Source organism: Psychroserpens sp. NJDZ02, from assembly GCF_004843725.1.
Classification (GTDB): Bacteria; Bacteroidota; Bacteroidia; order Flavobacteriales; family Flavobacteriaceae; genus Olleya.
In genome coordinates this window covers 2,721,935-2,747,684 of record NZ_CP039451.1, presented here as the reverse complement: position 1 = coordinate 2,747,684, position 25,750 = coordinate 2,721,935, and the positions used below count along the sequence as shown (strand labels likewise).

General features: G+C 32.8%; 28 protein-coding genes. 18 read left to right on the top strand and 10 right to left on the bottom strand.

Annotated features, from left to right (window positions below; translation table 11 throughout):
• Positions 1-24 precede the first annotated feature (24 nt).
• Together E9099_RS12030 and E9099_RS19510 are read left to right on the top strand one after the other, a co-directional pair.
• Positions 25-642 (top strand): WbqC family protein, encoded by a 618-nt coding sequence (locus E9099_RS12030; RefSeq protein WP_136583815.1) that lies wholly within the window; start codon positions 25-27, stop codon positions 640-642.
• Positions 643-957 carry a DUF6122 family protein gene (locus E9099_RS19510; RefSeq protein ID WP_136583814.1) on the top strand — a complete coding sequence of 105 codons (315 nt, stop codon included), beginning with the start codon at positions 643-645 and terminating at the stop codon, positions 955-957. It abuts the gene before it with no gap.
• Here E9099_RS19510 and E9099_RS12020 read toward each other — a convergent pair.
• From E9099_RS12020 to E9099_RS11985, 8 genes are all read right to left on the bottom strand, one after another.
• Positions 954-1,970, bottom strand: coding sequence for an endonuclease/exonuclease/phosphatase family protein (locus E9099_RS12020; RefSeq protein ID WP_136583813.1), 1,017 nt, complete (start codon positions 1,968-1,970; stop codon positions 954-956). The genes E9099_RS19510 and E9099_RS12020 overlap by 4 nt on opposite strands.
• Positions 1,971-1,982: 12 nt before the next feature.
• A complete protein-coding gene (locus E9099_RS12015) occupies positions 1,983-2,840 on the bottom strand; it encodes a rhomboid family intramembrane serine protease (protein ID WP_136583812.1) in 858 nt (285 codons plus the stop codon).
• Entirely contained in the window at positions 2,841-3,668 is an 828-nt protein-coding gene (locus E9099_RS12010; protein ID WP_136583811.1) for a rhomboid family intramembrane serine protease, read from the bottom strand.
• A gap of 3 nt (positions 3,669-3,671) precedes the next feature.
• The gene (gene mutL / locus E9099_RS12005; protein WP_136583810.1) at positions 3,672-5,525 is read right to left on the bottom strand and encodes a DNA mismatch repair endonuclease MutL; all 1,854 of its coding nucleotides are present in this window, start codon (positions 5,523-5,525) and stop codon (positions 3,672-3,674) included.
• Between the two features lie 4 nt (positions 5,526-5,529).
• Positions 5,530-5,811: a riboflavin synthase subunit beta gene (locus tag E9099_RS12000; protein ID WP_136583809.1), complete on the bottom strand. Its 282-nt coding sequence runs from the start codon at positions 5,809-5,811 to the stop codon at positions 5,530-5,532.
• Between the two features lie 9 nt (positions 5,812-5,820).
• The gene (locus tag E9099_RS11995; RefSeq protein WP_136583808.1) at positions 5,821-6,039 is read right to left on the bottom strand and encodes a hypothetical protein; all 219 of its coding nucleotides are present in this window, start codon (positions 6,037-6,039) and stop codon (positions 5,821-5,823) included.
• Between the two features lie 90 nt (positions 6,040-6,129).
• The gene (gene ribH, locus E9099_RS11990; protein ID WP_136583807.1) at positions 6,130-6,609 is read right to left on the bottom strand and encodes a 6,7-dimethyl-8-ribityllumazine synthase; all 480 of its coding nucleotides are present in this window, start codon (positions 6,607-6,609) and stop codon (positions 6,130-6,132) included.
• A gap of 8 nt (positions 6,610-6,617) precedes the next feature.
• Positions 6,618-7,409 carry a tetratricopeptide repeat protein gene (locus tag E9099_RS11985; RefSeq protein ID WP_317130621.1) on the bottom strand — a complete coding sequence of 264 codons (792 nt, stop codon included), beginning with the start codon at positions 7,407-7,409 and terminating at the stop codon, positions 6,618-6,620.
• Between the two features lie 113 nt (positions 7,410-7,522).
• Here E9099_RS11985 and recF point away from each other — a divergent pair, with 113 nt between their 5' ends.
• The 5 genes from recF to E9099_RS11960 all read left to right on the top strand — a co-directional run bounded on the left by recF (position 7,523) and on the right by E9099_RS11960 (position 9,981).
• Positions 7,523-8,602 (top strand): DNA replication/repair protein RecF, encoded by a 1,080-nt coding sequence (gene recF / locus E9099_RS11980; protein WP_136583806.1) that lies wholly within the window; start codon positions 7,523-7,525, stop codon positions 8,600-8,602.
• A 1-nt stretch (position 8,603) separates the two neighbouring features.
• The gene (locus E9099_RS11975; RefSeq protein WP_136583805.1) at positions 8,604-9,017 is read left to right on the top strand and encodes a lipocalin family protein; all 414 of its coding nucleotides are present in this window, start codon (positions 8,604-8,606) and stop codon (positions 9,015-9,017) included.
• Positions 9,017-9,313, top strand: a complete 297-nt coding sequence (locus E9099_RS11970) for a DUF721 domain-containing protein (RefSeq protein WP_136583804.1) — start codon at positions 9,017-9,019, stop codon at positions 9,311-9,313. Before E9099_RS11975 ends, E9099_RS11970 begins: the two co-directional genes overlap by 1 nt.
• Before the next feature lie 110 nt (positions 9,314-9,423).
• Entirely contained in the window at positions 9,424-9,615 is a 192-nt protein-coding gene (locus E9099_RS11965) for a cold-shock protein (RefSeq protein ID WP_136583803.1), read from the top strand.
• 174 nt (positions 9,616-9,789) lie between these two features.
• On the top strand, positions 9,790-9,981 hold the full coding sequence (locus E9099_RS11960; RefSeq protein WP_101019888.1) for a cold-shock protein: 192 nt from the start codon (positions 9,790-9,792) through the stop codon (positions 9,979-9,981).
• Between the two features lie 379 nt (positions 9,982-10,360).
• Here the strand turns inward: E9099_RS11960 and E9099_RS11955 are convergent, their stop codons facing one another.
• The gene (locus E9099_RS11955; protein WP_101019891.1) at positions 10,361-10,780 is read right to left on the bottom strand and encodes a nucleoside-diphosphate kinase; all 420 of its coding nucleotides are present in this window, start codon (positions 10,778-10,780) and stop codon (positions 10,361-10,363) included.
• Between the two features lie 142 nt (positions 10,781-10,922).
• Here E9099_RS11955 and E9099_RS11950 point away from each other — a divergent pair, with 142 nt between their 5' ends.
• The 3 genes from E9099_RS11950 to E9099_RS11940 are packed head-to-tail and all read left to right on the top strand — an operon-like array spanning position 10,923 to position 13,710.
• A complete protein-coding gene (locus tag E9099_RS11950) occupies positions 10,923-11,942 on the top strand; it encodes a DHH family phosphoesterase (protein WP_136583802.1) in 1,020 nt (339 codons plus the stop codon).
• Positions 11,932-12,477: a gliding motility-associated peptidyl-prolyl isomerase GldI gene (gene gldI, locus E9099_RS11945; RefSeq protein WP_136583801.1), complete on the top strand. Its 546-nt coding sequence runs from the start codon at positions 11,932-11,934 to the stop codon at positions 12,475-12,477. Before E9099_RS11950 ends, gldI begins: the two co-directional genes overlap by 11 nt.
• An 18-nt stretch (positions 12,478-12,495) precedes the next feature.
• Positions 12,496-13,710 carry a peptidylprolyl isomerase gene (locus E9099_RS11940; protein WP_240788890.1) on the top strand — a complete coding sequence of 405 codons (1,215 nt, stop codon included), beginning with the start codon at positions 12,496-12,498 and terminating at the stop codon, positions 13,708-13,710.
• Between the two features lie 172 nt (positions 13,711-13,882).
• Here E9099_RS11940 and E9099_RS11935 read toward each other — a convergent pair whose 3' ends face one another.
• Positions 13,883-14,554: a class I SAM-dependent methyltransferase gene (locus tag E9099_RS11935; RefSeq protein WP_136583800.1), complete on the bottom strand. Its 672-nt coding sequence runs from the start codon at positions 14,552-14,554 to the stop codon at positions 13,883-13,885.
• 326 nt (positions 14,555-14,880) lie between these two features.
• On the opposite strand from E9099_RS11935, the gene E9099_RS11930 reads away from it, so the two are divergent.
• The 8 genes from E9099_RS11930 to E9099_RS11890 all read left to right on the top strand — a co-directional run bounded on the left by E9099_RS11930 (position 14,881) and on the right by E9099_RS11890 (position 25,747).
• Positions 14,881-15,696 carry an RluA family pseudouridine synthase gene (locus E9099_RS11930; protein WP_240788889.1) on the top strand — a complete coding sequence of 272 codons (816 nt, stop codon included), beginning with the start codon at positions 14,881-14,883 and terminating at the stop codon, positions 15,694-15,696.
• A 129-nt stretch (positions 15,697-15,825) separates the two neighbouring features.
• The gene (locus E9099_RS11925; protein ID WP_136583799.1) at positions 15,826-16,497 is read left to right on the top strand and encodes a VOC family protein; all 672 of its coding nucleotides are present in this window, start codon (positions 15,826-15,828) and stop codon (positions 16,495-16,497) included.
• Between the two features lie 343 nt (positions 16,498-16,840).
• The gene (locus E9099_RS11920; RefSeq protein ID WP_136583798.1) at positions 16,841-17,479 is read left to right on the top strand and encodes a hypothetical protein; all 639 of its coding nucleotides are present in this window, start codon (positions 16,841-16,843) and stop codon (positions 17,477-17,479) included.
• Positions 17,480-18,055: 576 nt separating this feature from the next.
• Entirely contained in the window at positions 18,056-18,577 is a 522-nt protein-coding gene (locus E9099_RS11910; RefSeq protein ID WP_136583797.1) for a hypothetical protein, read from the top strand.
• A gap of 740 nt (positions 18,578-19,317) precedes the next feature.
• Positions 19,318-19,839 (top strand): helix-turn-helix domain-containing protein, encoded by a 522-nt coding sequence (locus tag E9099_RS11905; protein WP_136583796.1) that lies wholly within the window; start codon positions 19,318-19,320, stop codon positions 19,837-19,839.
• Positions 19,840-20,012: 173 nt separating this feature from the next.
• Positions 20,013-20,672: an IS3 family transposase gene (locus E9099_RS11900; RefSeq protein WP_136583795.1), complete on the top strand. Its 660-nt coding sequence runs from the start codon at positions 20,013-20,015 to the stop codon at positions 20,670-20,672.
• A 309-nt stretch (positions 20,673-20,981) separates the two neighbouring features.
• The gene (locus E9099_RS11895; RefSeq protein ID WP_136583794.1) at positions 20,982-21,293 is read left to right on the top strand and encodes a DUF6660 family protein; all 312 of its coding nucleotides are present in this window, start codon (positions 20,982-20,984) and stop codon (positions 21,291-21,293) included.
• A gap of 119 nt (positions 21,294-21,412) precedes the next feature.
• Positions 21,413-25,747: a CusA/CzcA family heavy metal efflux RND transporter gene (locus tag E9099_RS11890; RefSeq protein WP_136583793.1), complete on the top strand. Its 4,335-nt coding sequence runs from the start codon at positions 21,413-21,415 to the stop codon at positions 25,745-25,747.
• Positions 25,748-25,750 lie beyond the last annotated feature (3 nt).

Sequence of the window (25,750 nt, the reverse complement as noted above, 5' to 3'; positions counted from 1 at the left end):
GTAGTAATCTATTTTCATTAACAAATGAACATACTTATCCATCCAACATATTTCCCTAGTATCGCACAGTTTGTTGCTATTGCTAAAGCTGAAAGTTTGACCTTTGAGATACATGATAATTTTCAAAAGCAAACCTATAGAAACCGAACGTATATTTACGGAGCCAATGGAAAACTACAACTAAGTGTACCTGTTATTCATAGTCATAAAGAACGCCAGTTATACAAGGATGTAAAAATCAGTGCAAAGGACAACTGGCAATTGGTACACTGGAAAAGTTTAGAATCTGCTTACAAAACGTCACCTTATTTCGAATTTTATGAAGACGATATTCGCCCACTTTTTCAATTAAAATCTGATTACATCTTTGATCACAACTTAAAATGTTTCGAAATAATCACAGCGTGTTTACAGTTAGATATTGCACCCAAATTTACTTCTAACTTCAACAAAACACCAACTGATTTAACAGACTATCGTTACTTATCAAATGCTAGAAAAGAACAAAACATGCCACTTACCCCCTACACCCAAGTCTTTGGTGAAAAGCATGGTTATATTAATAATCTAAGTATATTGGATTTATTATTTAATGAAGGGACCAACGCGCTTAATTATTTAGAAACGCAACAATTACCATAAGTGATACAGCCCATTATACATTACGGCATCCATTTTGGCTTACCACTTTTAGTCGCACTACTCTGCTTTAAATCGCAGTGGAAAAAGGCCTTTTTAATAATGTTATTAGGCTTTTTAATAGATATTGACCACTTATTAGCAACACCTATCTTTTCGCCTAATAGATGCAGCATAAACTTCCATCCTTTACATAGTTATTATGCTATAGCGGTGTATATATTACTGCTAGTACCAAAAAAAACAAGATTGATAGGTCTTGGTTTAGTTATACATATTATCGCAGATACTACTGACTGTTATTTGATGTCTTACTAAAATGATATTTTAGTCAGGATTGGGTAATGATCAGAATACTCCACATCATACGTTTTAAAATTATCAACCGTCCACGATTTATCTACAAGTAAAAAATCTATTCGCAAAGGAAAAAACTTAAAATTATAAGTCCGTCCAAAACCATTTCCTTGCTGCTTAAAACTATCTTTCATATCCCCTCTTATGGTTTTATAAACATAAGAAAACGCAGAGTTATTAAAGTCGCCGCTAATAATAACTTTATAAGGACTTTTATTTTTATGTTTCAAAAACAATTCAGTTTGACTTTGCTGCAATTTAAAGGCTTCACCAATACCGTTAATTAGTTTTTCGGAATTCTCTGTAGTTAAACGCTGCTCTCTAGGATTAATCCGCAAAGACTGTAGGTGTAAATTATACACCCTAATAGTATCCTTACCTTTAACTATATCTGCAAAAATAGCATTGTTTGCTGTATTAGGAAAATCAACCGAGCCAGAATTAATAATAGGAAATTGAGAAAATATAGCCTGTCCGACTTTAGACTTTTCACCCTCTAATTTTACGTATTTATATTTAAAAAAAGAAAAATCTAAATTGTCTTGTAAGTGGTATTCTTGAATATTTAAAACTTGTGGTTTTTCTTTTTTAACAAATTCTACTAACTTCTTATCGATTCCCTTTTCCGGAATCCATTCATAGAAATTAAACAAGCGTACATTATAATTCATCACAGTCAAACCTTCTGTGCCATCTGCTTCCCAATTAGAAAACTTATATAACGACCCAAATAAAAAATAACCAATGGTTATAACCACTAATGACAATAATAACTGTTTTTTTATTTTGAACAACCAGTATACAAAAAACAAAACATTAAGTAGTATTAAAAAAGGAACACCTAAACTTAACACCGATAGCGTCGCAAATGTTTTAGGCGGAATATTGGGCAACACATAAGATAGCAAGAGCAGAAAGGCAACAACAGAATTGATGAAGAAGACAACTTTCTCGGAAAACTTTAAGCGCTTCATATTATTATTCTATTATTTTCCAGCTTTAAACAAAAATTGCTTCTCTTCTTTAGACAAACTATCATAACCACTTTTACTAATCTTATCCAAAATAATATCTATTTTTTTCTGATTATTAAACTGATTAAATTCATCTTTCTTATAACCCGCTACTTTACTTTTCTTGTAAACCGTTTTCATTTTAGGTTTGCTATTAACTTTAAACAAGTTACTAGCCCAATCCATAAAACGTTCAAAACCGCTACCTATATCATGGCCTTTAGCTAATTGCTTAGCATACAAAAAACCTAAAGCCGCACCACCTAGATGCGCTAAATTACCACCTGCATTATTCCCTCCAAATATATTTAAAATATCAAAACCAGTAATTGCAGCTCCGATCCACCATAGTTTTAAATTAAAGGTAAAGAACTGCATTTCTTTATTTGGCATATAGGCACATAAAAAGATAAGGATTGCTCTAATACCAGCTGATGCTCCAATCAAGTAAGCTGTATCTGCAAATATTTGAGGTAATACATTATATCCAAACAGAAAGGCCAATCCCCCTGCCATGATACCCATAAAATAGATACTTAAAGCCGTTTTAGCTTTAAATAAATTTAGCATCATACCTCCTAAAAAGTACAACCATAACATATTAAATAAAACATGGATAGGATCAAAATGAAGGAATCCATAAGTTATTATAGTCCACGGTTTATATAAAAAACCAGAAAAATCACTTGGCAAATATAACCACCTAAAAAAATTAGGAATCACACGTCTAAATATAATAGCAAACAAAAATACAACAACATTAATTGCTATTATTTTTTCTAAGACATTAAGCCTAGCATATTTATATTTTAGTTGTTCTAACTGACTCATCTATCTATCCCAACGGTTTTTATTGAATTGTGTTTTACGCCAATACCACATAATAAAAAAGCCAATAAGCGCACCTCCAACGTGAGCCAAATAAGCTGTATTACTAGGACTAAAAAAGGACTGTCCTGTAAACGCTGATATGACATCTAATAGTATAATCCCTGGAATAAAATATTTTGCTTTGATTGGTATTGGTAAAAATAGCATCATTAATTCCGCATTAGGATTCATCATACCAAAAGCTGCTAAAATACCCATTATACAACCTGATGCACCTACCATTGTGCTATTATGTACTAAAACGTTAGTTTCAAATAGTGTTTGATAATTTGCTTGATTAAGGACACTTTCGCTTATATTATTTTCAGTAAAATAAGTATTTAATTGCTCCGTCAGTAACTGTCCTGTATATTGGTTACCGTCTAAAATATTGAAATTGATAATATCATTAATTGCACTCTTACTTAAACCTGATTCTAATAAAGTTTTTAAAGCTGGAAGGTAATCCCAATAATAACCTGATAATTGAAACAATACTGCAGCTAAACCAGCTGAGAAATACAAAAATAAAAACTTGTTACGACCTAAACGTTGTTCTACTGGCCCTCCAAACATCCACAAAGCAAACATATTAAACAATAGGTGCGTAAAACCACCATGCATAAACATGTGTGTTACGACTTGCCAAGGCTTAAAAGCATCACTTGCAGGAAAATGCATTGCAAACAAATCGTAAAATAAACGACCATCACCTACGGTCATTGTACCAAAAAACATTAGTACATTTAAAATTATTAGATGTTTAACCGTATCTGTTATTCTCATCATAACTTACATAAATTTTTTATCTAACTCGTCCACAGTCATTGTTATAAATGTGGTTCTATTAGTTGGTGATACGTTAGGCTCTGTACAACCAAACAAACGGTTTACCAAATGTTCTTGCTCAGGATTAGTTAAAGACTGTCCTGTTTTTATAGCTAAACTTTTAGCCATAGATTTTGCTAATAAATCGGTTGCTGAAAAATTACTATCAGGGACTTCATTTTCAACATCACTAATTAACTGTTCTAAAATTATAGAGACTTCGCTTTCTGGAACATTTACTGGAACACCAGTTATTTGCACCGTTTCGTTTTCTATAGATTGAAATATAAACCCAGTAGATTCTAGATCTTCTTTCAATTGATTAATCAACGCAATTTCTTGATTCGAGAAATGTAATTCCAAAGGAAATAATAATTGTTGACTAACCCCTTCTTTTATAGTAATATGTCTTAAAAAATCTTCATACAATACGCGTTGGTGTGCACGATGTTGATCAATAACTAACATTCCCGATTTTATAGTACTTATAATAAATTTATTATTAAGTTGATACGTCGTTTGCTTCTGCTCTACTGCATTTTCATTTTTAAAAATACTTTCGTTTTGAGGTTGACTTTCAAAATGAATTTCGCTAAAATCCGTAGTCGTTTTTGTGCCTTTAGATTCTAATCCAACATATAAACTCTCCCAATTAGCACTAGGTTCCTTTTTGTATGTCGGCGTACTTGCCACTGTTTTTACTTTGGGCGTATCCTCTTTAAAAGGGTTAAAGCTACGATCGACTTCAACACTAGGCATTCCTTTTTGTTCGTAACTATACGGTGTATCTAAATTAGCATCACGGTCAAAATCTAAGACAGGTGCAATGTTAAACTGCCCTAAACTATGCTTTACTGCCGATCTTAAAATAGCGTATAATGTGTGCTCATCATCAAACTTAATCTCTGTTTTTGTTGGATGAATATTAATATCTATAGTTTGTGGATTAACCGTTAAATTTAAATAATAACTTGGCTGTGCGCCATCTTTTAATAAACCTTCAAATGCTGAATTAATAGCATGATTAAGATAAGCACTCTTAATAAAACGATCATTAACAAAAAAGAATTGTTCGTTTCTAGATTTTTTGGCAAACTCCGGCTTTCCAACAAAACCTGAAATGACAAGTACTTCCGTAGCTTCTTCTACTGGTACTAATTTTTCGTTAGTCTTGTTTCCAAAAATATTAACGATACGTTGTCTATAGTTACTTTGCGGTAAGTTAAACGTTTCGTTTCCATTACTAAACATCGAAAATCCAATTGAGGGATGCGCTAATGCCACACGATGAAACTCGTCAATAATATGTCGTAATTCTACCGTATTCGACTTTAAAAAATTACGCCTTGCAGGAATATTAAAAAACAAATGCTTTACAGATAACGATGTTCCTTTTGGCGTAACAACTACCTCCTGAGACTTAATATCACTACCTTCTATAACAATAGCCGTCCCAACATCTTCATGCTCTTGTTTTGTTTTAAGCTCGACATGTGCAATCGCCGCAATACTAGCCAAAGCTTCTCCTCTAAATCCCTTAGTGTTTAATTGGAATAAATCCTCTGCAGATTTAATTTTGGACGTTGCATGACGCTCAAAACTTAACCTAGCATCGGTAGTTGTCATACCTTTACCATTATCAATAACCTGAACTAGTGTTTTACCAGCATCTTTAATGATAAGTTTAATAAGGGTTGAATCTGCATCAATTGCATTTTCTAACAGCTCCTTTACAACGGAAGCTGGACGTTGTACAACCTCTCCTGCTGCGATTTGATTAGCAACGTGATCTGGTAATAATTGAATAATATCTGCCATACGTTTAGTTAGGGAAGAATATGGATAAATCGAAGCCCATTAATAATAAAAATAGAAATATTAAAACTGCTATAATTACTAAAACACGCCTGTTTGCTGCTTTATCTGGACTGTTTTTAAACTCGTCAAAAGCATTATTAATTTTTTGTTTGAAGTTAAGGTTTTCACCTACGGTAGTTCTATGCTCGTCAAATTTGTGCTTTATTTCAAACGGATTGCCTTCACCTTTATAAAAACGAGGTGTATAATCAAACTTTTTATTTTTACGTTTAGATAGCAATCCCATAGCACAACTCTATTTAATTTTAGTTTCTAAATAATACATTAAAACAGCAATAAAAACTAATACACCTACCAGTAAAAATAGGGCACTCCCTTTTTTAGCGCTAGAGGATTTACGCCTTGTATCATCCCAACTACTATTTAAACTTGCCTTAAGTTTAGTCGCTGCGGTTTCCTCTTTAGAAAATCGAGACTGATAGCTAAATTTTTTGTTTTTCTTCTGACTAAACAAGCCTTAGTAGTTTTAATGTGAATATCACTCAAAAATACTGAAAATACTGCAGAACGATAGATTATGAATGCTAAAAATTGTTAACAGACACTAAGCGTTGTGACGTAATGTTGCCATTTTTAAAGCTGCAACACCTGCTTCGACACCTTTATTACCGAGTTTTCCGCCAGAACGGTCAATAGATTGTTGCTTATTATTATCCGTAAGCACACAAAAGATAACAGGCGTTTCATCAATAACATTAAGGTCTTTTATCCCTTGTGCTACTGCTTCGCATACAAAATCAAAATGCTTAGTTTCGCCTTGGATAACACTACCTATTGCAATAACGGCATCTACCCTTTGGTTTTGCATTTTCTTACAACCATAAATTAGCTCATAACTTCCAGGAACATCCCAGATTGCAATATTCTCTAATTTTACACCGTGCTCTAAGAGTGTACTTTTAGCACCTTCTAATAAACCTTGTGTAATGTCCTCGTTCCATTCTGAAACAACAATCCCAAACCGAAATTGCTCTCCGTTTGGGATTGTTGTCTTATCGTATGCTGATAAATTTGTTGTTGCCATAAATGTAATTAGTTAGACATTGCTTGCGCTTTTCCAATAAATACTTCCGCTTGAGTAGCTTCTGGTGAATTTGGATAGTTGTCTTTAATTTTATTTAATAATTCTAATGCTTCAGAAGCGTCTCCCATATCTAAAGCGGTAACTCCTGCTTTAAATAAATAAGTTGGCGTCGAAAACTCATTTTGACGTAAGTTAGCAGCCTTCTTATAATAGTCTAATGCATTTGATTTTTCATTTGTTTGAGCATAAGCATCACCAATCACTCCTTTAGCAATAGGCCCTAATGCTTCATCTTCACTATCAAAAGCATCAAGATAAGTCACTGCGTTCTGATAATCGTTAGTATTAAAATATGCCATACCTGCATAATAGTTAGCTAGGTTCCCTGCTGCTGTACCACTAAATTGAGAGGCTATATCTACTAATCCTAATTTACCCTCTCCTCCTGTTAAGGCTAAGTTATATAAAGAATCTTGTCCTACAGTAGCAACTACAGCTTCATTAAAGAATTTTTGTGCTTGATACATTTCATTCATAGCTTCCCCTTGTTTTGGTTTAACTATAAACTGTTGATACCCTAAATAGGCTAAAGCAAAAGCTGCTGCAACACCAATAATAATAAAAATGTTTTTCTGATTTTTCTCTACAAACTCCTCTGCCTTATTTGCAGATTCGTCTAATGTATTAAAAACTTCAGCGGTTGTTGAGCTATCTTCAACTTCAACTTCCTTTTCTACTGTTGTTTTTGGTTTGTATCCTCTTTTCTTGTAAGTCGCCATATTAATTTTATTAATGCGCACAAAAATATAATTTTTCTTCAGAAATAAAAGGTTATTTATTTGATATTTTTCAATAATTTGCACATCCTTACGAGGCCTCCTTATTTAAAGCCCTCTATTTTAGTAATAACTCTATGATTTTAAAGTCCTTATCACTTTTAAACTATAAAAATTTTGACTCCAAAACCTTTGCGTTTAACGAGACTATTAACTGCCTTGTAGGTAATAATGGGGTTGGAAAAACAAATGCACTGGATGCTATTTACCATTTATCCTTTGGTAAAAGCTATTTTAACCCCGTTGCTTCGCAGAACATAAAATACGATGAAGAGTTTTTTGTTATTAGCGGAGAATACGATAAAGACCAAAAGAAAGAAAACATTGTTGTCAGTTTAAAAAAGGGACAAAAAAAAGTTATCAAACGCAATAGTAAGGCTTACGAGAAGTTTAGTGATCACATTGGTTTTTTACCTTTAGTCATTATTAGTCCTGCCGATAGAGATTTAATTATTGATGGTAGCGATACTAGACGTAAATTTATTGATAGTGTGATTAGTCAAAGTGACAAAGGTTATTTAGCAAGTTTAATTAATTATAATAAGATTTTATCACAACGCAACTCGTTATTAAAATATTTTGCTGCCAACCACACCTATAATAATGACACTATAGAAGTTTATAATCAGCAATTACAGCTTTATGGTACAGAGATTTTTCAAAAAAGAAAAGATTTTTTAGACAACTTTATTCCATTATTTAAAGCGCGGTATAAAGCCATTAGCAACAATAATGAAGACGTTAGCTTAAATTATAAAAGTGATTTATTTGAAAACGACTTAGACCAACTGTTAAGAAAAGCAATTAATAAAGACAAAGCGTTACAATACACTAGTGTTGGTGTGCATAAGGATGATTTAGAATTTAATATTGGAGACTACCCTATTAAAAAATTCGGGAGTCAAGGGCAACAAAAATCATACTTAATTGCTTTAAAATTAGCACAATTTGACAGTCTAAAAGCCATTAGTGGGGATAATCCAATTTTGCTTTTGGATGATATTTTTGATAAATTAGACGAAACCCGTGTTGCACAAATTATAAAATTAGTTAACGACGAAAATTTTGGACAAATTTTTATCAGTGATACACATGCCGAACGCACAGAAAACGCGGTAAAACAAGTCCACCAATCTTATGAAATATTTAAGCTATAACATGAAAAAACTAACCTATATTTTACTTATATTGATAGTAAGCTGTTCTCAAAATCCTGAAGACCTTAAACAACACGTCTCTGGATATTGGGAAATAAGCGAAGTGATTTTAAAAGATGGCACAAAAAAGCAATATAAGATTAATGAAACGATAGATTACATTGAAATAAATAAAGATTCGGTTGGCTTTAGAAAAAAACTAAAACCTATTTTTAATGGCACCTATGAGACGTCAAAAGACGCTGAGCAATTTGTTTTTAAAATAGAAAACGACAGTCTTAATTTATATTACAAAACACCTTTTTCACATTGGAAAGAAACCATTTTAAAAGCTAGCAAAGACAAACTACAGGTTATAAACCAAAATAAAGATTTATACATATATAACCGCTACACACCTATAACAATAGACTAATGGCAAAACGCAACAACAACTTATTAAATATATCGGACGCATTAAAAAACTTTGTCACAGAAAACAACCTTGAAAAAGGGTTAGACAAAGTTAATGTTAGAGATGCTTGGGCAAAATTAATGGGTAATGGCATTAACAATTATACGACTGCTATCGAATTAAAAAAGGACATCCTTTATGTGCAATTAAGCTCTAGCGCTTTACGCGAAGAATTAAGTTATGGTAACCAAAAAATTATAACTTTATTAAACGAAGAACTAGGTAAAGACATCATTAAAAAACTGGTTTTAAGATGATTAAATTATTAATACACTGTTTTTTTGATAAAAAAATTCAAAAAAAATATGTTTAATTAATATTTTATATTTTATCTTTGAGACTATTATTAACAAATTTTTTTATTACAATGGCACAAGGTACAGTAAAATTTTTCAATGATTCAAAAGGATTCGGTTTTATAACTGAAGATGGATCAGACGCAGACCATTTCGTACACATTTCTGGATTAATCGACGAAGTTCGTGAAGGAGATATCGTAGAATTCGACTTACAAGAAGGAAGAAAAGGTATGAACGCAGTAAATGTAAAAGTAGTATAATTATATATTTTCTATTTAAATCATTACACAAAAAACCTTTCCAAACGGAGAGGTTTTTTCTGTTTAGAACACTAATAGTCAAATAATTGAAAATAAATATAATAAAAGCTCATTGTTAAATTTATTGGCGTCATATTTGTACTATTAAAATAATCAATATTAAATTTTATTACGATGAGTAAAGGCACAGTAAAATTCTTCAATGACGCTAAAGGTTTCGGATTCATTACAGAAGAAGGTGTAAACAAAGACCATTTTGTACACATTTCAGGATTAATTGACGAAGTTCGTGAAGGTGACGAAGTTGAATTCGACTTACAAGAAGGAAAAAAAGGATTAAACGCAGTTAACGTTAAAGTACTTTAACAACTACCATATATCTTTAAGATTAAAGCCTTTCTATTTATTTAGAGAGGCTTTTTTTTGTGCCTTAGTTTTAAAAGACGCAACTAATTGAATCGAAAATAAAATGATCCGCTTTTTAGGTCAATGTTCCAATTTGTAGTTTAATAAAAACCATGGGCTTCACTTAACACTTAACCTACATTTATTATTACATCCAACTATAATTTTGTTATAGACCCTTTCAACAGGAACAAAACTTTCTTTTTCAGTTGAATAAAGTTTTATTTCATAAAAAAAAACAGCAATACAAAGCGAATACTCCCTCCTCTCTACTGTATAAAAAACAAAAAAAATCCAGCAAATAGCTGGATTTTTTTTTAATTGTATAGTGTTTTAAAACTTAAAACATTTCACGTCCAGAAAAATGGAAAGCACCTTCAATAGCTGCATTTTCATCACTATCACTTCCGTGTACTGCATTTTCTCCAATAGAAGCTGCATATAATTTACGGATAGTTCCTTCAGCTGCATCAGCAGGATTAGTAGCACCAATTAAAGTTCTAAAATCGTCTACTGCGTTATCTTTTTCTAAAATAGCAGCTACAATAGGACCACGTGTCATATACTCTACTAACTCACCATAAAAAGGTCTTTCACTATGTACTGCGTAAAATGCTTCTGCATCTTGCTTAGTCATGTGTGTTAACTTCATTGCAACGATTCTAAAACCTGAAGCGTTAATTTTTTCTAAGATTGCGCCGATATAACCCTTTTCAACAGAGTCAGGCTTAAGCATTGTAAATGTTCTGTTAGTTGCCATTTTTTTATTTTAATGTTATCTAATTCGTTTAAAACTAACCCTCTTTAATTATAAAAAGAGATTGTTAATTTTGTGCAAAAGTACGGCATTTATTAATAAAAACAATAAATTCAATTATTAAAAAATCGTATATTCGTGGGCTATGACAAAACAAGACTACACAGACATAAATCAGTTATTGGCTACGCCAAAAAAAATTGTAATTGTAAGCCATAAAAACCCAGATGGAGATGCTATAGGCTCTAGTTTGGCTTTGTTTCATTATTTAACAAAAACCAATCATCAAGCTACTGTTGTGTTACCAAATGACTACCCTGAGTTTTTAAAATGGATTCCTGGACAGGATTTAATTCTTAAATATGAAAGTCAAAAAGACGATAGTGACCAAAAATTAGCTGAAGCTGATATTATTTTCACGCTAGACTTTAACGCGTTTCATCGTGCAGGAGATATGGAAACTGTTTTAAATAACAGTACTGCTTTAAAAATAATGATTGATCACCATCAGCAGCCAGATGACTATGCTAAATACACATATAGTGATGTTAGTATGAGCTCTACCTGTGAGATGGTCTATAATTTTATAAAAAATCTGAATGGTTTAGACCATATTGATAGCAATACAGCCACTGCTATTTATGTGGGAATAATGACGGATACGGGATCTTTTAGATTTAGATCTACTACTAGTGCGACGCACAGAGCTATTGCTGACTTAATAGACAAAGGTGCAGATAATACGATGATACACAATCAAGTCTATGACACCAATAGCTATAACCGCTTACAACTGTTAGGTTGCGCGTTAAGCAATTTAAAAGTCGTTCCAGAATCTAGAGCTGCCTATATTACGCTATCTCAAAAAGAATTACAGCAATTTGATTATAAAAAAGGAGACACAGAAGGCTTTGTCAATTATGCCTTGTCCCTTAATAATGTTGTATTAGCGGCTATTTTTATTGAAGACTTACAGCAAGGTATTATAAAAATATCATTACGCTCTAAGGGTGATTTTTCTGTAAACGAAATGTCTAGATCACATTTTCATGGCGGCGGACACACCAATGCAGCTGGCGGTAAAAGTGATACTAATCTAGAACAGACCATTGAAAAATTTATTAGTATATTACCTCAATATAACACCGTATTACATGAATCGTAATTTAGCCTTACTATTATTGGTGTGCATCACAGCATTAAGCTGCAAGACTCCAGAAGCGAGAAAGCCAATTTCTGTAAATTCTGGTTCGCTTATAGATGCCTCTGTCGCTAGAAACAAAGCCTTATACCAAAAAGAAACCAAAGTTATCGAAACCATTATAGCTTCGCAACCAGAACAACAATATCAAACTTCTGGAAATGGATTTTGGTATCATTTTAATACAAAAATAGACAACGATAGTTTACCAAAACCTGTTTTTGGAGATCTTGTCAAATTTAATTATGATGTTAAAGCGCTTAACGGCACTACCATTTATACCAAAGAAGAACTTAAAACTCAAAATTACGCTATGGACCAGCAAGAGCTGTTCTCCGGACTTCGAGAAGGTTTAAAATTAATGCATGCAGGAGAAACTGCTACGTTTATTTTTCCGTCACAAAAAGCGTATGGGTATTATGGAGATGAAAATAAAATTGGAACTAACATTCCGATAATTTGCGAAGTTTCTGTACTTTCGGTAACCCAAAAAGAATAGTTATAAACCCTAAACACAATGAATAAATTAATTAACACGATGAAACTATTACTAATAGCCTTAATGGTAAGTTTGACAACTAATTCTTGTCAAGAAAAATATCCAGACTTAGAAGACGGATTATATGCTGAAATTGTAACTAATAAAGGGACAATGGTCGCTAAATTATTTTACGATAAAGTCCCTGTAGTGGTTGCTAACTTTGTAGGATTAGCAGAAGGTACACATCCAAAATTAGAGGACTCTTTAAAAGGAAAACCGTTTTATAATGGTATTATATTCCACAGAGTAATGGATAAATTTATGATCCAAGGTGGAGACCCAACAGGAACAGGAATGGGAAGTGCTGGATTCAAATTTTTTAGCGAGTTTGACACTAGTTTAAGTCATGACAAAGCTGGAATTTTGTCTATGGCAAACTCTGGTGGTTATGATACTAACGGAAGTCAGTTTTTTATCACAGAAGTAGCAAAGCAAAATCTTGATGGTTTTTATGCCGACGGTAGCTTAAAAAACTGTAGCGGACGTGGTGTAAGTTGTCACTCTGTTTTTGGAGAATTAGTGCAAGGTCTAGATGTACAAGACACGATCTCTAATGTTGCTGTAGTCCCAAGAAGTAATAAACCTGTAGAAGATGTGGTTATAGAAAAAGTCAATATTATTCGTAAAGGGAAAGCTGCCAAAGCTTTTGATGCTCCTAAGGTATTTACAGAACAAGAGCCTTTATTATCTAAAAAATTAGACGAACTAAAAGCTAAAGAGCAAGCGCTTATTAAAGAAAAAGCTAAAGAAGCTATTAATAACTTTATTAAAGCCAATGCTGAGATGAAAGGGGAAGTAAAAGAATACCCAACAGGATTAGTAATGATTCTTGATGCTAAACCAAACGGCGTAAAACCAAAATCTTCTGATCGTGTTTTAATAGATTGTACAGGTCTTTTTGAGGATGGAAGTTTTTTCTTTTCTACGACAGAAGCAGATGCTAAAAAATACAATCAATATAGTGAGGACGCTGCAAAACAAGGTGCTTACCAAGCATTTGCAATGCCTTATAACGAGTCTGCTACTCTAGTCCCAGGATTTAGAGAAGCGATGTTAAACATGAATATTGGTGATAAAGCTAGAATTTTTGTACCAAGTTATTTGGGATATGGTGATGCTGGTCGTGGTCCTGTACCACCAAATGCTAACTTAATTTTTGATATCGAAATTGTTAGTTTAGAAACAAAATAAGCCATTAGATTATTATAATAAAAAGCACTCTTCGGAGTGCTTTTTTTGTTTTATAACATTGTAGATTATCATAGCCTATTGCTAATTCCCAATATGATTCTATGACTTCATTTTAAAATTGAATACACAATAACGCTTTATAAAAATTAGACCTTCATTAATTGATAACAATTTAAAACACTTGATATAGTGTTGTTACAATCCGACCTTTATTAGCTTCCAAAGTATAAGATAGCAACTGCGTATCCTTGAACACTTTAAAATCAAATGGAGGCGCTAATACGTTAACTCCGCTTTGTTTTTTAAGCCTAATCCCTTGTCCTGAAATAATATCCTTGTTAGGCGTAAAGTCACCATTAGGCAAATGTTCGGTTATTATAACATACTTATAATTAGCTAACTTTTGGACCACACTTTTTATCTCAGCATTTGATAAATGTTGCAATACTTGCCTTAAAATAATACAATCTCCTGAGGGTAAAGCTGCGACTGCGATATCTAAACAATAAAATTGTAAATTATCTGCTACAAATTGTTTTCTATTATATGCAATAAGCCCCGAAACAATATCTACTGCCTCATACTTTTTAGTATATTGGACTAGTTGTTTACCAATATTAAAATCACCACAACCTAAATCGCAAACAACCAATGGCTTCTTAAAAGACGTTAAAAAATCAATTAAAACAGCTACATAAGGCACTACAATTTCCGGTTGATGTGACCCATCTCCCGAATAAAAACCAGACTGATTACTTCCCCAGAGTTTATTTGTATACACTTGCTCCATAGCGTCTTTTGTTGGCCAAGGTGCTTTATTTTTTCTTATCTTTTTATGCTCCATAAATACGACATGTTACAATTAAAAAACTTAATTATATACAAAAACTATGCTGTCCAATTAAAACAAACCTACAAATTATAAGTAATAGCCGTTCTATAAATTGACTTATTTATGTCTTTAAAAATTTAAATCGTTTCCAATAAAAATGTCATTTGATAGTGTCATTTTTTTCAGGTAACTTCGTGTAACTTCTAATATATTGACCTGTACTAAATGTAGTTCTGTTGCAAAATGAAGTTACAATAACAAAGTACTTTCCTTAAAACACAAAAGCCATCATATCAACCGAAACCCATATTGTCCCTAAACGCTCCACTCCTATTAGATTGCAAGATTATGGCATCGGAATATTTAATGCGGTTTTAACTAAATCTGCTTTAAAAAAGGCACTAAAAAAAAAACAGATAACGGTTAATAATGTTATCGCCACTTCTGCCACGTTTATAAATGGAGGAGAATCTATTACACTATCTCTTATAAAAGAAGTTAGTCAAAATAAAAAGTTAGTTTTTAAATTAGAGGTTTTATTTGAAGACGATTATTTAGCACTAATCCACAAGCCCGCTGGCATTTTAGTTAGCGGTAATAGTTTTAAAACCGTGGCTAATGCCTTACCACAAAACATAATACAAAGTCAACATGCTGATGCTACAATTCCGCAACCAGTACACCGCCTAGATTTTGGGACAACAGGTGTTTTATTGGTCGGAAAAACAAGTAGTAGTATTCGGGCCTTAAATAAGCTATTTGAACAAAGAGTTGTAAATAAAATATACTACGCCGTAACCATTGGCAATATGCCCGCTAAAGGGATTATATCGACTACAGTAGATGGTAAACTAGCTGAATCCAACTATACGGTATGCGAATCCGTACCTTCTGAGCGATTTAGCACATTAAACTTAGTAAAATTAGAACCACAAACAGGACGACGACACCAATTACGTAAACACCTATCAGGAATAGGACATCCCATTTTAGGCGATAAAGACTATGGAATAGAGCACTTAATTTTAAACGGAAAAGGGATGTATCTACACGCGTATGCTTTAACCTTTGTACATCCGTTTACAAATAAAAATATAAATCAAATAGACCCATTCCCAAAACGGTTTAAAAAACTATTTACCACCTTAAAGTAACTCGCTATATTGTTGTTTAATTCTTTTAAAAAGCATTTTTGGGTTATACTTTATTTATAACGTCGTTACTCTTCAAATATAATTTATTGAAATAGGATTATATTCGCTTTATCCTATCTTATTATAATTATGAAAATACAAGAATTGATAATTTTCACAAATCGACTCACAGAACAAAAACAATTTTACTCAGAAGTTTTAGGTTTGAAGATATTAGATGACTCTAAGACATTTGTTGTATTTGACATTGGCCAGTCTAATTTGAAAATAGTAAAAAGAACTACAATTACAACACCATATCATTTTGCTATTAACATTCCTTCAAATAAAGAAAAAGAGGCACTCAATTGGTTAAAAGAAAGAGTTGACGTGTTAAAAATGAATAAAACTGAGATTCAATATTTCCAAAATTGGAATGCTAAAGCAGTATACTTTTATGATATAGATCATAATATTGTTGAATTAATTGCTCGAAAAAATCTGAATAACAAATCATCTAAAGCATTTAATCAAAATAGCTTCTTAGAAATCTCTGAAATTGGTATACCCACAACCAATATTAAAAAGGACTTTGATTATTTAAACAAAACCTTTGGATTGTCAGTTTATGACGGTGGATTTGATAAATTTTGTGCTGTTGGAACAGAAACTGGTCTTTTTGTTCTGATAAATAAAAACATTAAAGGTTGGTACCCTATGGACGATAAAGCTTTTTCTTCAGACTTTGAACTAGAGGCGATTATTGACAAAAAAAAATGTAGAATAGAATATTCAAATGAACAAATTAAAGCTAAGGTTTAAAGCAACACAGCCCCTACAAAAGTTGTAATTGTTACTCCTTTTTCAAAAACAAACCCCTCTCCTCTCTGACCCAACCCAAAGCTAGTCGTGTATTTACTTGTTTCTAATTTACTTCTAAAAAAATATTTAATAACACTACTAGTTTCCCAACCGTAACAATAAACATAAGGGACACAAATAAAACAGACCTTCTTTTTTGACAACAAATTTTGACCTAATTTATTGCCGATATCTCGTCCACTTACCAAAATCCTCACAGACTTTCTTGGTCGGTAATTATTTACTAAATTAGTAGCTTAAAACAGACATCTACAACAACGTTGTTCAAAATGCCAAGACACTCATGAAACAAATTATAATAATAACATTTAGTCTTACTCTATTTTTAGTAAGTTGTAATAATTCAGCCACAAATCAAGGTCAACGTGAAATTATTCCAAATCCTGAAAAAAATGTTCGTGACGACTATTTAAAATTACCCGATTCACTTAAACCTAAATTTAAACCTGATACTTTAATTGGAGAAATCAGTATTAATAATTCTGATAACGTAAACAAATATCTTGGAAAAGATGTCATGGAAAAACTGATTTTTAAAGGACTTCCAAACTCTAGTGTTACTTCAATCGATAGGAAACAACGTTTGACATTTTATTTTCATCCAGGAAATACAGCTAAAGAATTTTCTGAATTTAAAGTGAATTACAACGAGAATAAAAACAGAAAAGAACAGGTTACAAACGACAAAGAATTCAAAACTGAAAGCGGAATAAAACTTGGAATGACTTCTGGAGAGGTTAGATCAATAAAAGGAGAACCTAAAATAATAACTGAAAATGGAACGACTATGTTTCATTACAAAATTGACGATTTTCAAAATTCTGAATTCCTTAAAAAATATAATATGCCGATTTACTATGCCAATTATGTATTTAAGAATGGTTACCTAATTGAATTTAGCTTTGGTTTTGAATATCCATAAAAAAAACACGACTACAAAAAACAGTATATCATTTATTGTTAATTTTAGCTTGTTTAGGAAATCCTTCGGTTTCACCAATAACCCGGGTTTTATTTACTAAGTTAGTAACTTAATCCACGCAACAAATACACATAGCTGTCGGCAACAAACAGACAGTTCAAAAAACAAAAAGATAAATATCAGCATAACAGAAGACAATCATTGTTATGAAAATGCCATGGCTGAACGTATAAATGGCATCTTAAAAGATGAGTTCTACTTAGACCAAACCTTTGACAACGAGACACGCGCATAGAGAGCAGCAAAAAATTTAATTAATTTATAAAGCGATGTTAGATTATACAACACCTAATATGGTATATAAATTATCAGCTTAATTCAATTTTAACCTGTATTCATATTTCAGGACAAGACACTATCGTCTTTCTTCCTCCGCACTGCTCATATACAGAGACGTTACCACACATAAAATATCTAAAGAAAAATAGAACTGGTATAGTTATTGAATATAATCATTAAAAAAACAATTCTGAAAAAATATTATTTATAACAAAAATCGAATAAATTAAAAAACAAATGAATAAATTAAAATTAATTATAGTTCTTTCAATAGCAATATTGTTTAGCTCTTGTTCTGAAGATAAAGACACTGAACCTATAATTCAAACTGGAAATGGATTTAACTATAAGGGCTCATTTTATTCTGTAGATAAAGCTTTTATAAAAGATTTTAATATTATAGATAATGAATCTTCTAAAATCGCTATAGTTTTGTCAAATGTAAACCCATCTAGAACAACTCCAAAATGGGGAGGTGTAAATTATTTTTATTTTGCATTTGAAGGAACTAACGTAATAGAAGGAACTATAACACCTGTTCCCGAGTACTCGATACGTGAAAATGCAGATTTTGAGAATTTTTCAATTCTTGCAGGAAATACAATTCTAAGACATAATGACCCAAGAGTTAGTAACATAGCTATTTCTAGTTCTGTAAATATTAAATCTATATCGATAGATGAAATAGATCTAGATTTTGAATTTACACGACCAGATGGAGAAATTATAACAGGAAGTTACAAAGGTACATATGAATAAATGAAGGAAATTTAATTTGTCAATATAATGTAAACGTGTGGTAATCGAGTAGACGGCTCCGACTAAAATAGCCGGAGTGCGCCTCTCACACCACCGTACATACGGGTCTCGTATACGGCGGTTCGTAAATCATCACGCCAAAGCTCTTTTCACCCTTGGCACTATCTTCTAATTTAGGCATAGGCTACCACTAGTGCTCCTATGCGAATTTTGAAGAGAATTACGTTCAGTCCTTCCTTACTTGTGAGACCTTCTGAGGTATTGCCTCAACTCGTTTCCTGTAAGTACTATGACTTCTGCTGACTTCTCCATATAGTCAACTCGTAACTTTGGAGACCTCCCCAGGTAATGGCATCCTCTTTCACTCAATCACTGCCGTATCTACATAGTTACCCTTTTGTTACTGTTTGGGCGTTACAATGATGTGCTTGCTTACCCGAATAACTATGCCTCTGTATACGATTTCTGTTCGTCAGTACCGAGTTTTGTAGTCTCGCTTCCTTCAGATGTAACCTCGCGATTACCACCCTTGCGACTTACTAATGCTTCAAGACGTTACTCCTGCGCATAAGGGACTTGCACCCTCTAGATTAATTATTTACCTTTCCGTAAATAAAAAGATGCCCATGCTGGGCACACACACCGTATATAATTTATTGCTGGCTTCTCACCAACTTACGAAAGTCCTCGCGGACTTTGAACTGCTCCCAAAAAGTTAGACACTATTTGAGGGTATTATTATGGGAAGAAAAGTCAAGTATGATTACGCATTTAAACTTCGATGTGTAAAGCAAGTTTTAAAAAATCACCAAACAGTTGAAGATGTGTCTAAGTCATATGGTTGTCATCATACAACCCTTCATGATTGGATTCGATTTTATGAAAAATATGGTAAAAAAGCACTATTACCAAGAAAAACCAAAGTGTATAGCATTCCTTTTAAACTTAAAGTTTTAAAAGCTATTGACAAAGATTCATTATCTTTCAGTCAAGCTTGTTTAGAATTTAATATTCCTACTAAATCTGTAATTATGAAGTGGCAACGTAATTATAAAAAAGAGGGTATTGTAGGCTTAAACATTAAACCTAGAGGTAAACCAAAATCTATGCAATTTAAGAGGGCTAAAAAAAAGTCTAATAAACCTTTAACAAGAGAAGAGGAACTTTTATTAGAAAATGAATCATTACGCGCAGAACTGGACTTGCTAAAAAAGTTACAGGCCTTAATTCAACAAGAGCAAAACAAAAAGCAAAAGCCATAACAGAATTAAGGCATAAGTATGATTTAGTCATTTTATTATATCATACGAACATGGCAAGAAGTAGTTATTATTATCATCATAAAAGAAGGCTTTTAGTTGATAAATATAAAGAGATAAAACTATTGATTCATCAAATATATCATCGTCACAAAGGAAGATAAGGCTATAGAAGAATCTCTTTAGAAATCAACAAAATAGGCACTCTAATAAATCATAAAACAGTACTCAAGTTAATGCGTGAATTAGGTTTGAAAAGTTTAGTCAGAGCTAAAAGATACAAGTCTTATAAAGGGCAAATAGGAGAAACAGCTCCTAATATATTACAACGAAATTTTAAAGCTATTAGGCCAAATAAAAAATGGGCTACCGATATTACAGAATTTAAAGTTTTAGGAAAAAAACTATATCTATCTCCAATAATTGACCTCTTTAATAGAGAAATAATAAGTTATCAATTATCTGAAAAACCTGATTTTAAACAAGTAACTATTATGCTGAAAAAGTCTTTTAAGAAAATACCAGATCAAACAAATTTAATATTACATTCAGATCAAGGATGGCAGTATCAAATGAAACAGTATCGAAGATTATTAACAGAAAAAGGAATTACTCAGAGCATGTCTCGTAAAGGAAATTGTTTAGATAACGCTGTGATAGAAAATTTCTTCGGTATTCTAAAATCTGAATTGTTTTATATAAATAAATATAAGTCGATATCTCAGTTAAAAAAAGAGATTAAAGTGTATATAAAATATTATAATAATGAGAGAATTAAACAAAATTTAAATGGAATGAGCCCGATTGAATATCGAGCTAATTATTATCAAAATTAATTATAAATTTGTCTAAACATTTGGGTGCACTTCACTTTCTTGGTCGGTAATTATTTACTAAATTAGTTGCTTAAACCACGCAACAAACCATATACAAACACGTTGTGCATAATGCGGAAATCGTGCTAAAATTAAACATTTGAACTAAAAAAGCCAACGCGCAAACAGCACATTCATTTTTTCCCAACGCTCAAAAAAGCCAACGCTCTAAAAAATAAAAGAGCTGTTTCTTCCCACCGCACAAATCCGAACAAACCAATGAACATCTTTGCAACACCATTGCATTAATAAATTCATATATTTGCATCAATGAAACATTTAGCATTCATATTGTCAATTTACATTTTCGCACTTAATCTAACACCTTGTGCAGATTACGTTGTGTCTGATAATGATGTTAAAACTGAAATCTCACAAGCTATGGATAATGACCATCAGCACCAAGATTCAGATTTATGTTCCCCTTTTTGTATTTGCCAATGTTGCCATATTAGCGCAACATATTTGCACTTTGCAGATTTAACACTCGATATAACTCTTATTTCTACTCAAGATTTTCTACACCTAAACGGTACAGAAAAAGATTTTACCACTTCCATTTTACAGCCACCAAGGGCATAATTCAGTTTTTTTTAAGGATATCTATATCCAAACGTAACGCTTTTTAATGCAAGCGTTGCTTCGCTTTTATTTTGCGCTTCGCGCAAAATGATATGTTTAACTGAATTAACACCTTTTATATGATTAATAAAATCATTGATTTTTCAATCAATAACAAATTCATTATTGGTTTGCTAACGCTAACCATTGTGGCAGCAGGTATTTGGAGTATGACCCAAGTACCAATTGATGCTGTTCCAGACATTACCAACAATCAAGTACAAGTCATTACACAAGCACCAAATTTAGGAACAGAGGACATTGAGCAATTTGTAACCTATCCTGTAGAAGTTGCAATGAGTAATTTGCCTGATGTCAAGGAAATCCGTTCTATTTCGCGCTTTGGCTTATCTGTTGTAACCATAGTTTTTGATGATGCTATGGGAACATATTTACCTCGTCAATTAGTGTCTGAAAAATTAAACGAAGTCAAGGAAGAAATCCCAAATGGTTTTGGCAAACCAACAATGGGTCCAATATCTTCGGGATTGGGAGAAATTTACCAATACACACTTAAAGTAAATCCAGAATATAAAGACAAATATTCCATTACAGATTTGCGAACGATGCAAGATTGGATTATCCAACGCCAAATGGCAATGGTAGAAGGTGTTGTTGAAGTTAACGCCATTGGTGGTAAAATCAAGCAGTACGAAGTTGCTGTTGACCCAAACGAATTAAAGGCAATTGGAATAACAATTACCGATGTTTTTGAAGCTTTGGAAGCCAACAACCAAAATACAGGTGGTGCATATATCGAAAAAAACCATCAAGCTAATTTTATTCGTGGAGAAGGCTTGGTGCGTAGTTTGGAGGATATTAAAAGTATTACTATAAAGAATTTAAACAACATTCCCATTACCGTTGGCGACATTGCGACAGTTCAATATGGTGCTGCAATCCGTTATGGTGCAATGACGCAAGATGGCGATGGCGAAGTGGTTGGCGGAATGGTTATGATGCTAAATGGTGCCAATTCAAACAAAGTAATTAAAAATGTAAAAACCCGAATTGCTCAAATTGAAAAGTCCTTACCAGAAGGTGTTACCATCGAACCCTTATTAGACCGAAGTAAACTAATTGCAGAAACCACATCAACCGTCTCAACCAATCTTATTGAAGGTGCTTTAATAGTAATTTTCGTTCTTATTTTCCTTTTAGGAAATTGGCGAGGTGGTTTAATAGTAGCTTCAACGATTCCATTATCCTTATTATTCGCATTTATATTAATGAATGTTTTTGATGTTTGGGCAAACCTAATGAGTTTGGGCGCAATAGATTTCGGGATTATTGTTGATGGTGCTGTAATTATTGTAGAAAGCACCGTTTTCCTAATAGCTTCCCAACTCTATAAGAAGAAAAAATTGACATCTAAAGAACGTGATGGCGTCGCTTCCAGCGCATCAAAAAAGATGATGAACGCTGCGTTTTTTGGGCAACTTATCATATTGATTGTATTCCTTCCCATTTTAGCTTTGGAAGGGATTGAAGGTAAAATGTTCAAGCCAATGGCATTAACGTTCATTTTCGCAATGATTGGCGCAATGGTACTTTGTTTAACGTATGTGCCAATGATGTCTGCATTAATTCTGCGAGCACCAAAATCTGATAAAAAATCTTATGGAGATAAATTTGTGCATTGGGTAGAACGTAAATACCAACCTTTATTAGAAAAATCTTTATCTAAAGGAAAACTAATAATAAGTATTTCGGTAGTTCTCTTTGGAATTGCTTTGTTTACGTTCAGCAAAATGGGTGGCGAATTTATACCACAACTTGATGAAGGCGATATTGCTTTTCACGCTATTTTAAAACCAGGTAGTTCACTTACAGAAACGATTGAAACAACAACTAAAGTTGAGCAAATTATAAAAGCGAAATTTCCTGAAGTTGAAAAAATAGTCAGTAAAATTGGTGTTGCCGAAATTCCAACCGACCCAATGCCAATGGATTTAGCAGATGTTTTTGTAATTCTAAAACCTAAAAGCGAATGGACTACTGTTTCGACAAAAGATGAACTCATTGAAGAAATAAAGAAAGCAGTTGAGATAATTCCTGGAGTAAACTATGAATTTACCCAACCCATAGAAATGCGTTTTAATGAATTACTCGAAGGTGTCCGTGAAGATATTGCCATAAAAATTTATGGAGAAGATATAAATATACTGTCACAAAAAGCAGAAGAAATTACCAAAATAATCGCAGGAACTGAAGGTATTGGCGATATGAAAGCGGAAGCAACCACAGGCTTACCACAAATGACAATTACCTATAACCGAAGTAAATTAGCACAATACGGACTTCAAATAAATACTTTAAACCAAATCGTACAATCTGCATTTGCAGGTGGAACAGCAGGCGTTATTTTTGAAGGCGAAAAACGTTTTGATTTGGTGGTGCGTTTAAATTCTCAAAATCGAACAGATATTTCAGATGTTCAGAATTTGTATATCAATTTACCATCAGGAACTCAAATTCCGCTACGTGAAGTTGCAGACATCAGCTACAAAGCTGGTCCAATGCAAATAAGTAGAGATAATACCAACCGAAGAACCTACGTAGGTATTAACGTGAGAGGTCGTGATGTAAAATCGTTGGTAACTGAAATTAAATCAAAACTGGATGCCAACCTCGAACTGCCATCAGGATATTTTATTCGGTATGGTGGTGCTTTTGAAAATTTGGAACGTGCAAGCAACCGTTTACAAACCGTTGTACCAATTGCGCTACTGTTGATTTTTGTGTTAATCTATTTTGCACTAAAATCACTTCCACAAACTTTAATGATTTACATCGCTATCCCAATGGCAACCATTGGAGGTGTTTTTGCATTGTGGTTACGTGATATGCCTTTCAGCATTTCGGCAGGTGTCGGTTTTATTGTCTTGTTTGGTGTTGCTGTTTTAAATGGCTTGGTAATGATTAGCGGATTAAACGAGCTAAAAGATGAAGGCGTTACCAATCTTAAAGACAGAATTATTGAAGGTACAAAACGAAGAATAAGACCTATTATGCTAACTGCTTTTACAGATGTTTTGGGATTTTTACCAATGGCAATTTCAGCATCAGCAGGCGCAGAAGTACAACGACCTTTAGCAACAGTAGTTATTGGTGGATTGTTGACATCTACATTATTAACCTTATTCGTTTTACCAATTTTATATCATTGGGTGGAAAATAAATCGTTCACGTTCAGACCTAATAAAAAAGTGGTAACAGTTACTGCAATGGTAGCATTTTTGTTCTTATTGCCAATAACAGGAAATGCACAACAAGTAAATGATACGTTGCCGACTGTTTCAATGGATGAAGCTGTAAAGATTTCAAAAGAAAACTATCCAAGTTTAAAACAAAGGCAGTTGGAAATTGAAAAACAGCAACAATTAAAAGGTACCGCTTATGATTTTGGCACAACTCAAATTTTTACAGGTGGCGAAGAAATCAATAATGGAACAGGAATTTATACCACAGTTGGTATTGGACAATCAAATATTGATGTCTTTGGTATTGCGCCAAAACGAAAATTACAGGAGCAGCGTATTTTATTAGCGCAAAAAGCCTTTCAACTTTCAGAATTAGAATTGGAATTGGAAGTTAAAAAAGCGTGGTCAAATGCCTTTCAGAGTAAACAAAATTATAATCTGTATGCAGCATTGGATTCCATTTACACCAATTTTGAAAAAGCGGTGGAATTAAATTATGAAGTGGAAGCCATTTCGAAACTGGAATATTCCGCAGCTAAAAACCAAGCTTTACAAATTCAAAACAAGTTTTTGCAAACAAAGAGCAACTATCTAATTGCATTACAGCAGTTGAATCTATGGCTCGTTTCGGATGAATTTTATAACGTACCAGACGAATTGGATATCACTAATGAAATTGATATAAACGATTTCAATGCAAAAGAACATCCTTTATATAACCTTGCGCAAATTCAAATAGATGAAGCAGAAGCAAATTACAAAGTTGCAAAAGCCGAAAATCTACCCAAATTCAATCTTCAAGGTGGTTTGCAAAACGTAAATGGTAATTCTGGTTTTTACACCTATCAAGCTGGTATATCAATTCCATTTCTATCTGGCACAACAAAAGCGAATATTAGAACTGCAAAAATTGACAAACAAATTGCCGAAACTAATATTCAATTCAGACAAAACGAAGTTGAATCTAAATTTATTCAAGCCAAAGAAAACTATCTAAAGTGGAAAACATCGTGGCTCTTTTATAAAGAACAAGTATTACCACTTACAAAAGACCAAAAAACAGGCGCATTATTCGCTTACAAAGAAGGCGAGATTGATTATTCGGCATTTACACAACTTATAAAAGAAGCTATTCAGAGCGAAATTGAAGCACAAACAGCTTTGGCAAATTATTTAGAAAGCACTTTTGAATTACAATATTTTAAAAATTAGAAC

Excerpts from the sequence above, each read along its gene's own strand:
- E9099_RS11935 (WP_136583800.1), bottom strand. The coding sequence starts at position 14,554 with ATGGAGCATAAAAAGATAAGAAAAAATAAAGCACCTTGGCCAACAAAA.
- recF (WP_136583806.1), top strand. The coding sequence starts at position 7,523 with ATGATTTTAAAGTCCTTATCACTTTTAAACTATAAAAATTTTGACTCC.
- E9099_RS11960 (WP_101019888.1), top strand. The coding sequence starts at position 9,790 with ATGAGTAAAGGCACAGTAAAATTCTTCAATGACGCTAAAGGTTTCGGA.
- E9099_RS11970 (WP_136583804.1), top strand. The coding sequence starts at position 9,017 with ATGGCAAAACGCAACAACAACTTATTAAATATATCGGACGCATTAAAA.
- mutL (WP_136583810.1), bottom strand. The coding sequence starts at position 5,525 with ATGGCAGATATTATTCAATTATTACCAGATCACGTTGCTAATCAAATC.
- E9099_RS11920 (WP_136583798.1), top strand. The coding sequence starts at position 16,841 with ATGAAACAAATTATAATAATAACATTTAGTCTTACTCTATTTTTAGTA.
- E9099_RS11890 (WP_136583793.1), top strand. The coding sequence starts at position 21,413 with ATGATTAATAAAATCATTGATTTTTCAATCAATAACAAATTCATTATT.
- E9099_RS12030 (WP_136583815.1), top strand. The coding sequence starts at position 25 with ATGAACATACTTATCCATCCAACATATTTCCCTAGTATCGCACAGTTT.
- E9099_RS11910 (WP_136583797.1), top strand. The coding sequence starts at position 18,056 with ATGAATAAATTAAAATTAATTATAGTTCTTTCAATAGCAATATTGTTT.
- E9099_RS12010 (WP_136583811.1), bottom strand. The coding sequence starts at position 3,668 with ATGATGAGAATAACAGATACGGTTAAACATCTAATAATTTTAAATGTA.
- E9099_RS11975 (WP_136583805.1), top strand. The coding sequence starts at position 8,604 with ATGAAAAAACTAACCTATATTTTACTTATATTGATAGTAAGCTGTTCT.
- E9099_RS11905 (WP_136583796.1), top strand. The coding sequence starts at position 19,318 with ATGGGAAGAAAAGTCAAGTATGATTACGCATTTAAACTTCGATGTGTA.
- gldI (WP_136583801.1), top strand. The coding sequence starts at position 11,932 with ATGAATCGTAATTTAGCCTTACTATTATTGGTGTGCATCACAGCATTA.
- E9099_RS11955 (WP_101019891.1), bottom strand. The coding sequence starts at position 10,780 with ATGGCAACTAACAGAACATTTACAATGCTTAAGCCTGACTCTGTTGAA.
- E9099_RS11965 (WP_136583803.1), top strand. The coding sequence starts at position 9,424 with ATGGCACAAGGTACAGTAAAATTTTTCAATGATTCAAAAGGATTCGGT.
- E9099_RS12015 (WP_136583812.1), bottom strand. The coding sequence starts at position 2,840 with ATGAGTCAGTTAGAACAACTAAAATATAAATATGCTAGGCTTAATGTC.
- E9099_RS12020 (WP_136583813.1), bottom strand. The coding sequence starts at position 1,970 with ATGAAGCGCTTAAAGTTTTCCGAGAAAGTTGTCTTCTTCATCAATTCT.
- E9099_RS12000 (WP_136583809.1), bottom strand. The coding sequence starts at position 5,811 with ATGGGATTGCTATCTAAACGTAAAAATAAAAAGTTTGATTATACACCT.
- E9099_RS11895 (WP_136583794.1), top strand. The coding sequence starts at position 20,982 with ATGAAACATTTAGCATTCATATTGTCAATTTACATTTTCGCACTTAAT.
- E9099_RS11925 (WP_136583799.1), top strand. The coding sequence starts at position 15,826 with ATGAAAATACAAGAATTGATAATTTTCACAAATCGACTCACAGAACAA.
- E9099_RS11950 (WP_136583802.1), top strand. The coding sequence starts at position 10,923 with ATGACAAAACAAGACTACACAGACATAAATCAGTTATTGGCTACGCCA.
- ribH (WP_136583807.1), bottom strand. The coding sequence starts at position 6,609 with ATGGCAACAACAAATTTATCAGCATACGATAAGACAACAATCCCAAAC.
- E9099_RS11940 (WP_240788890.1), top strand. The coding sequence starts at position 12,496 with ATGAATAAATTAATTAACACGATGAAACTATTACTAATAGCCTTAATG.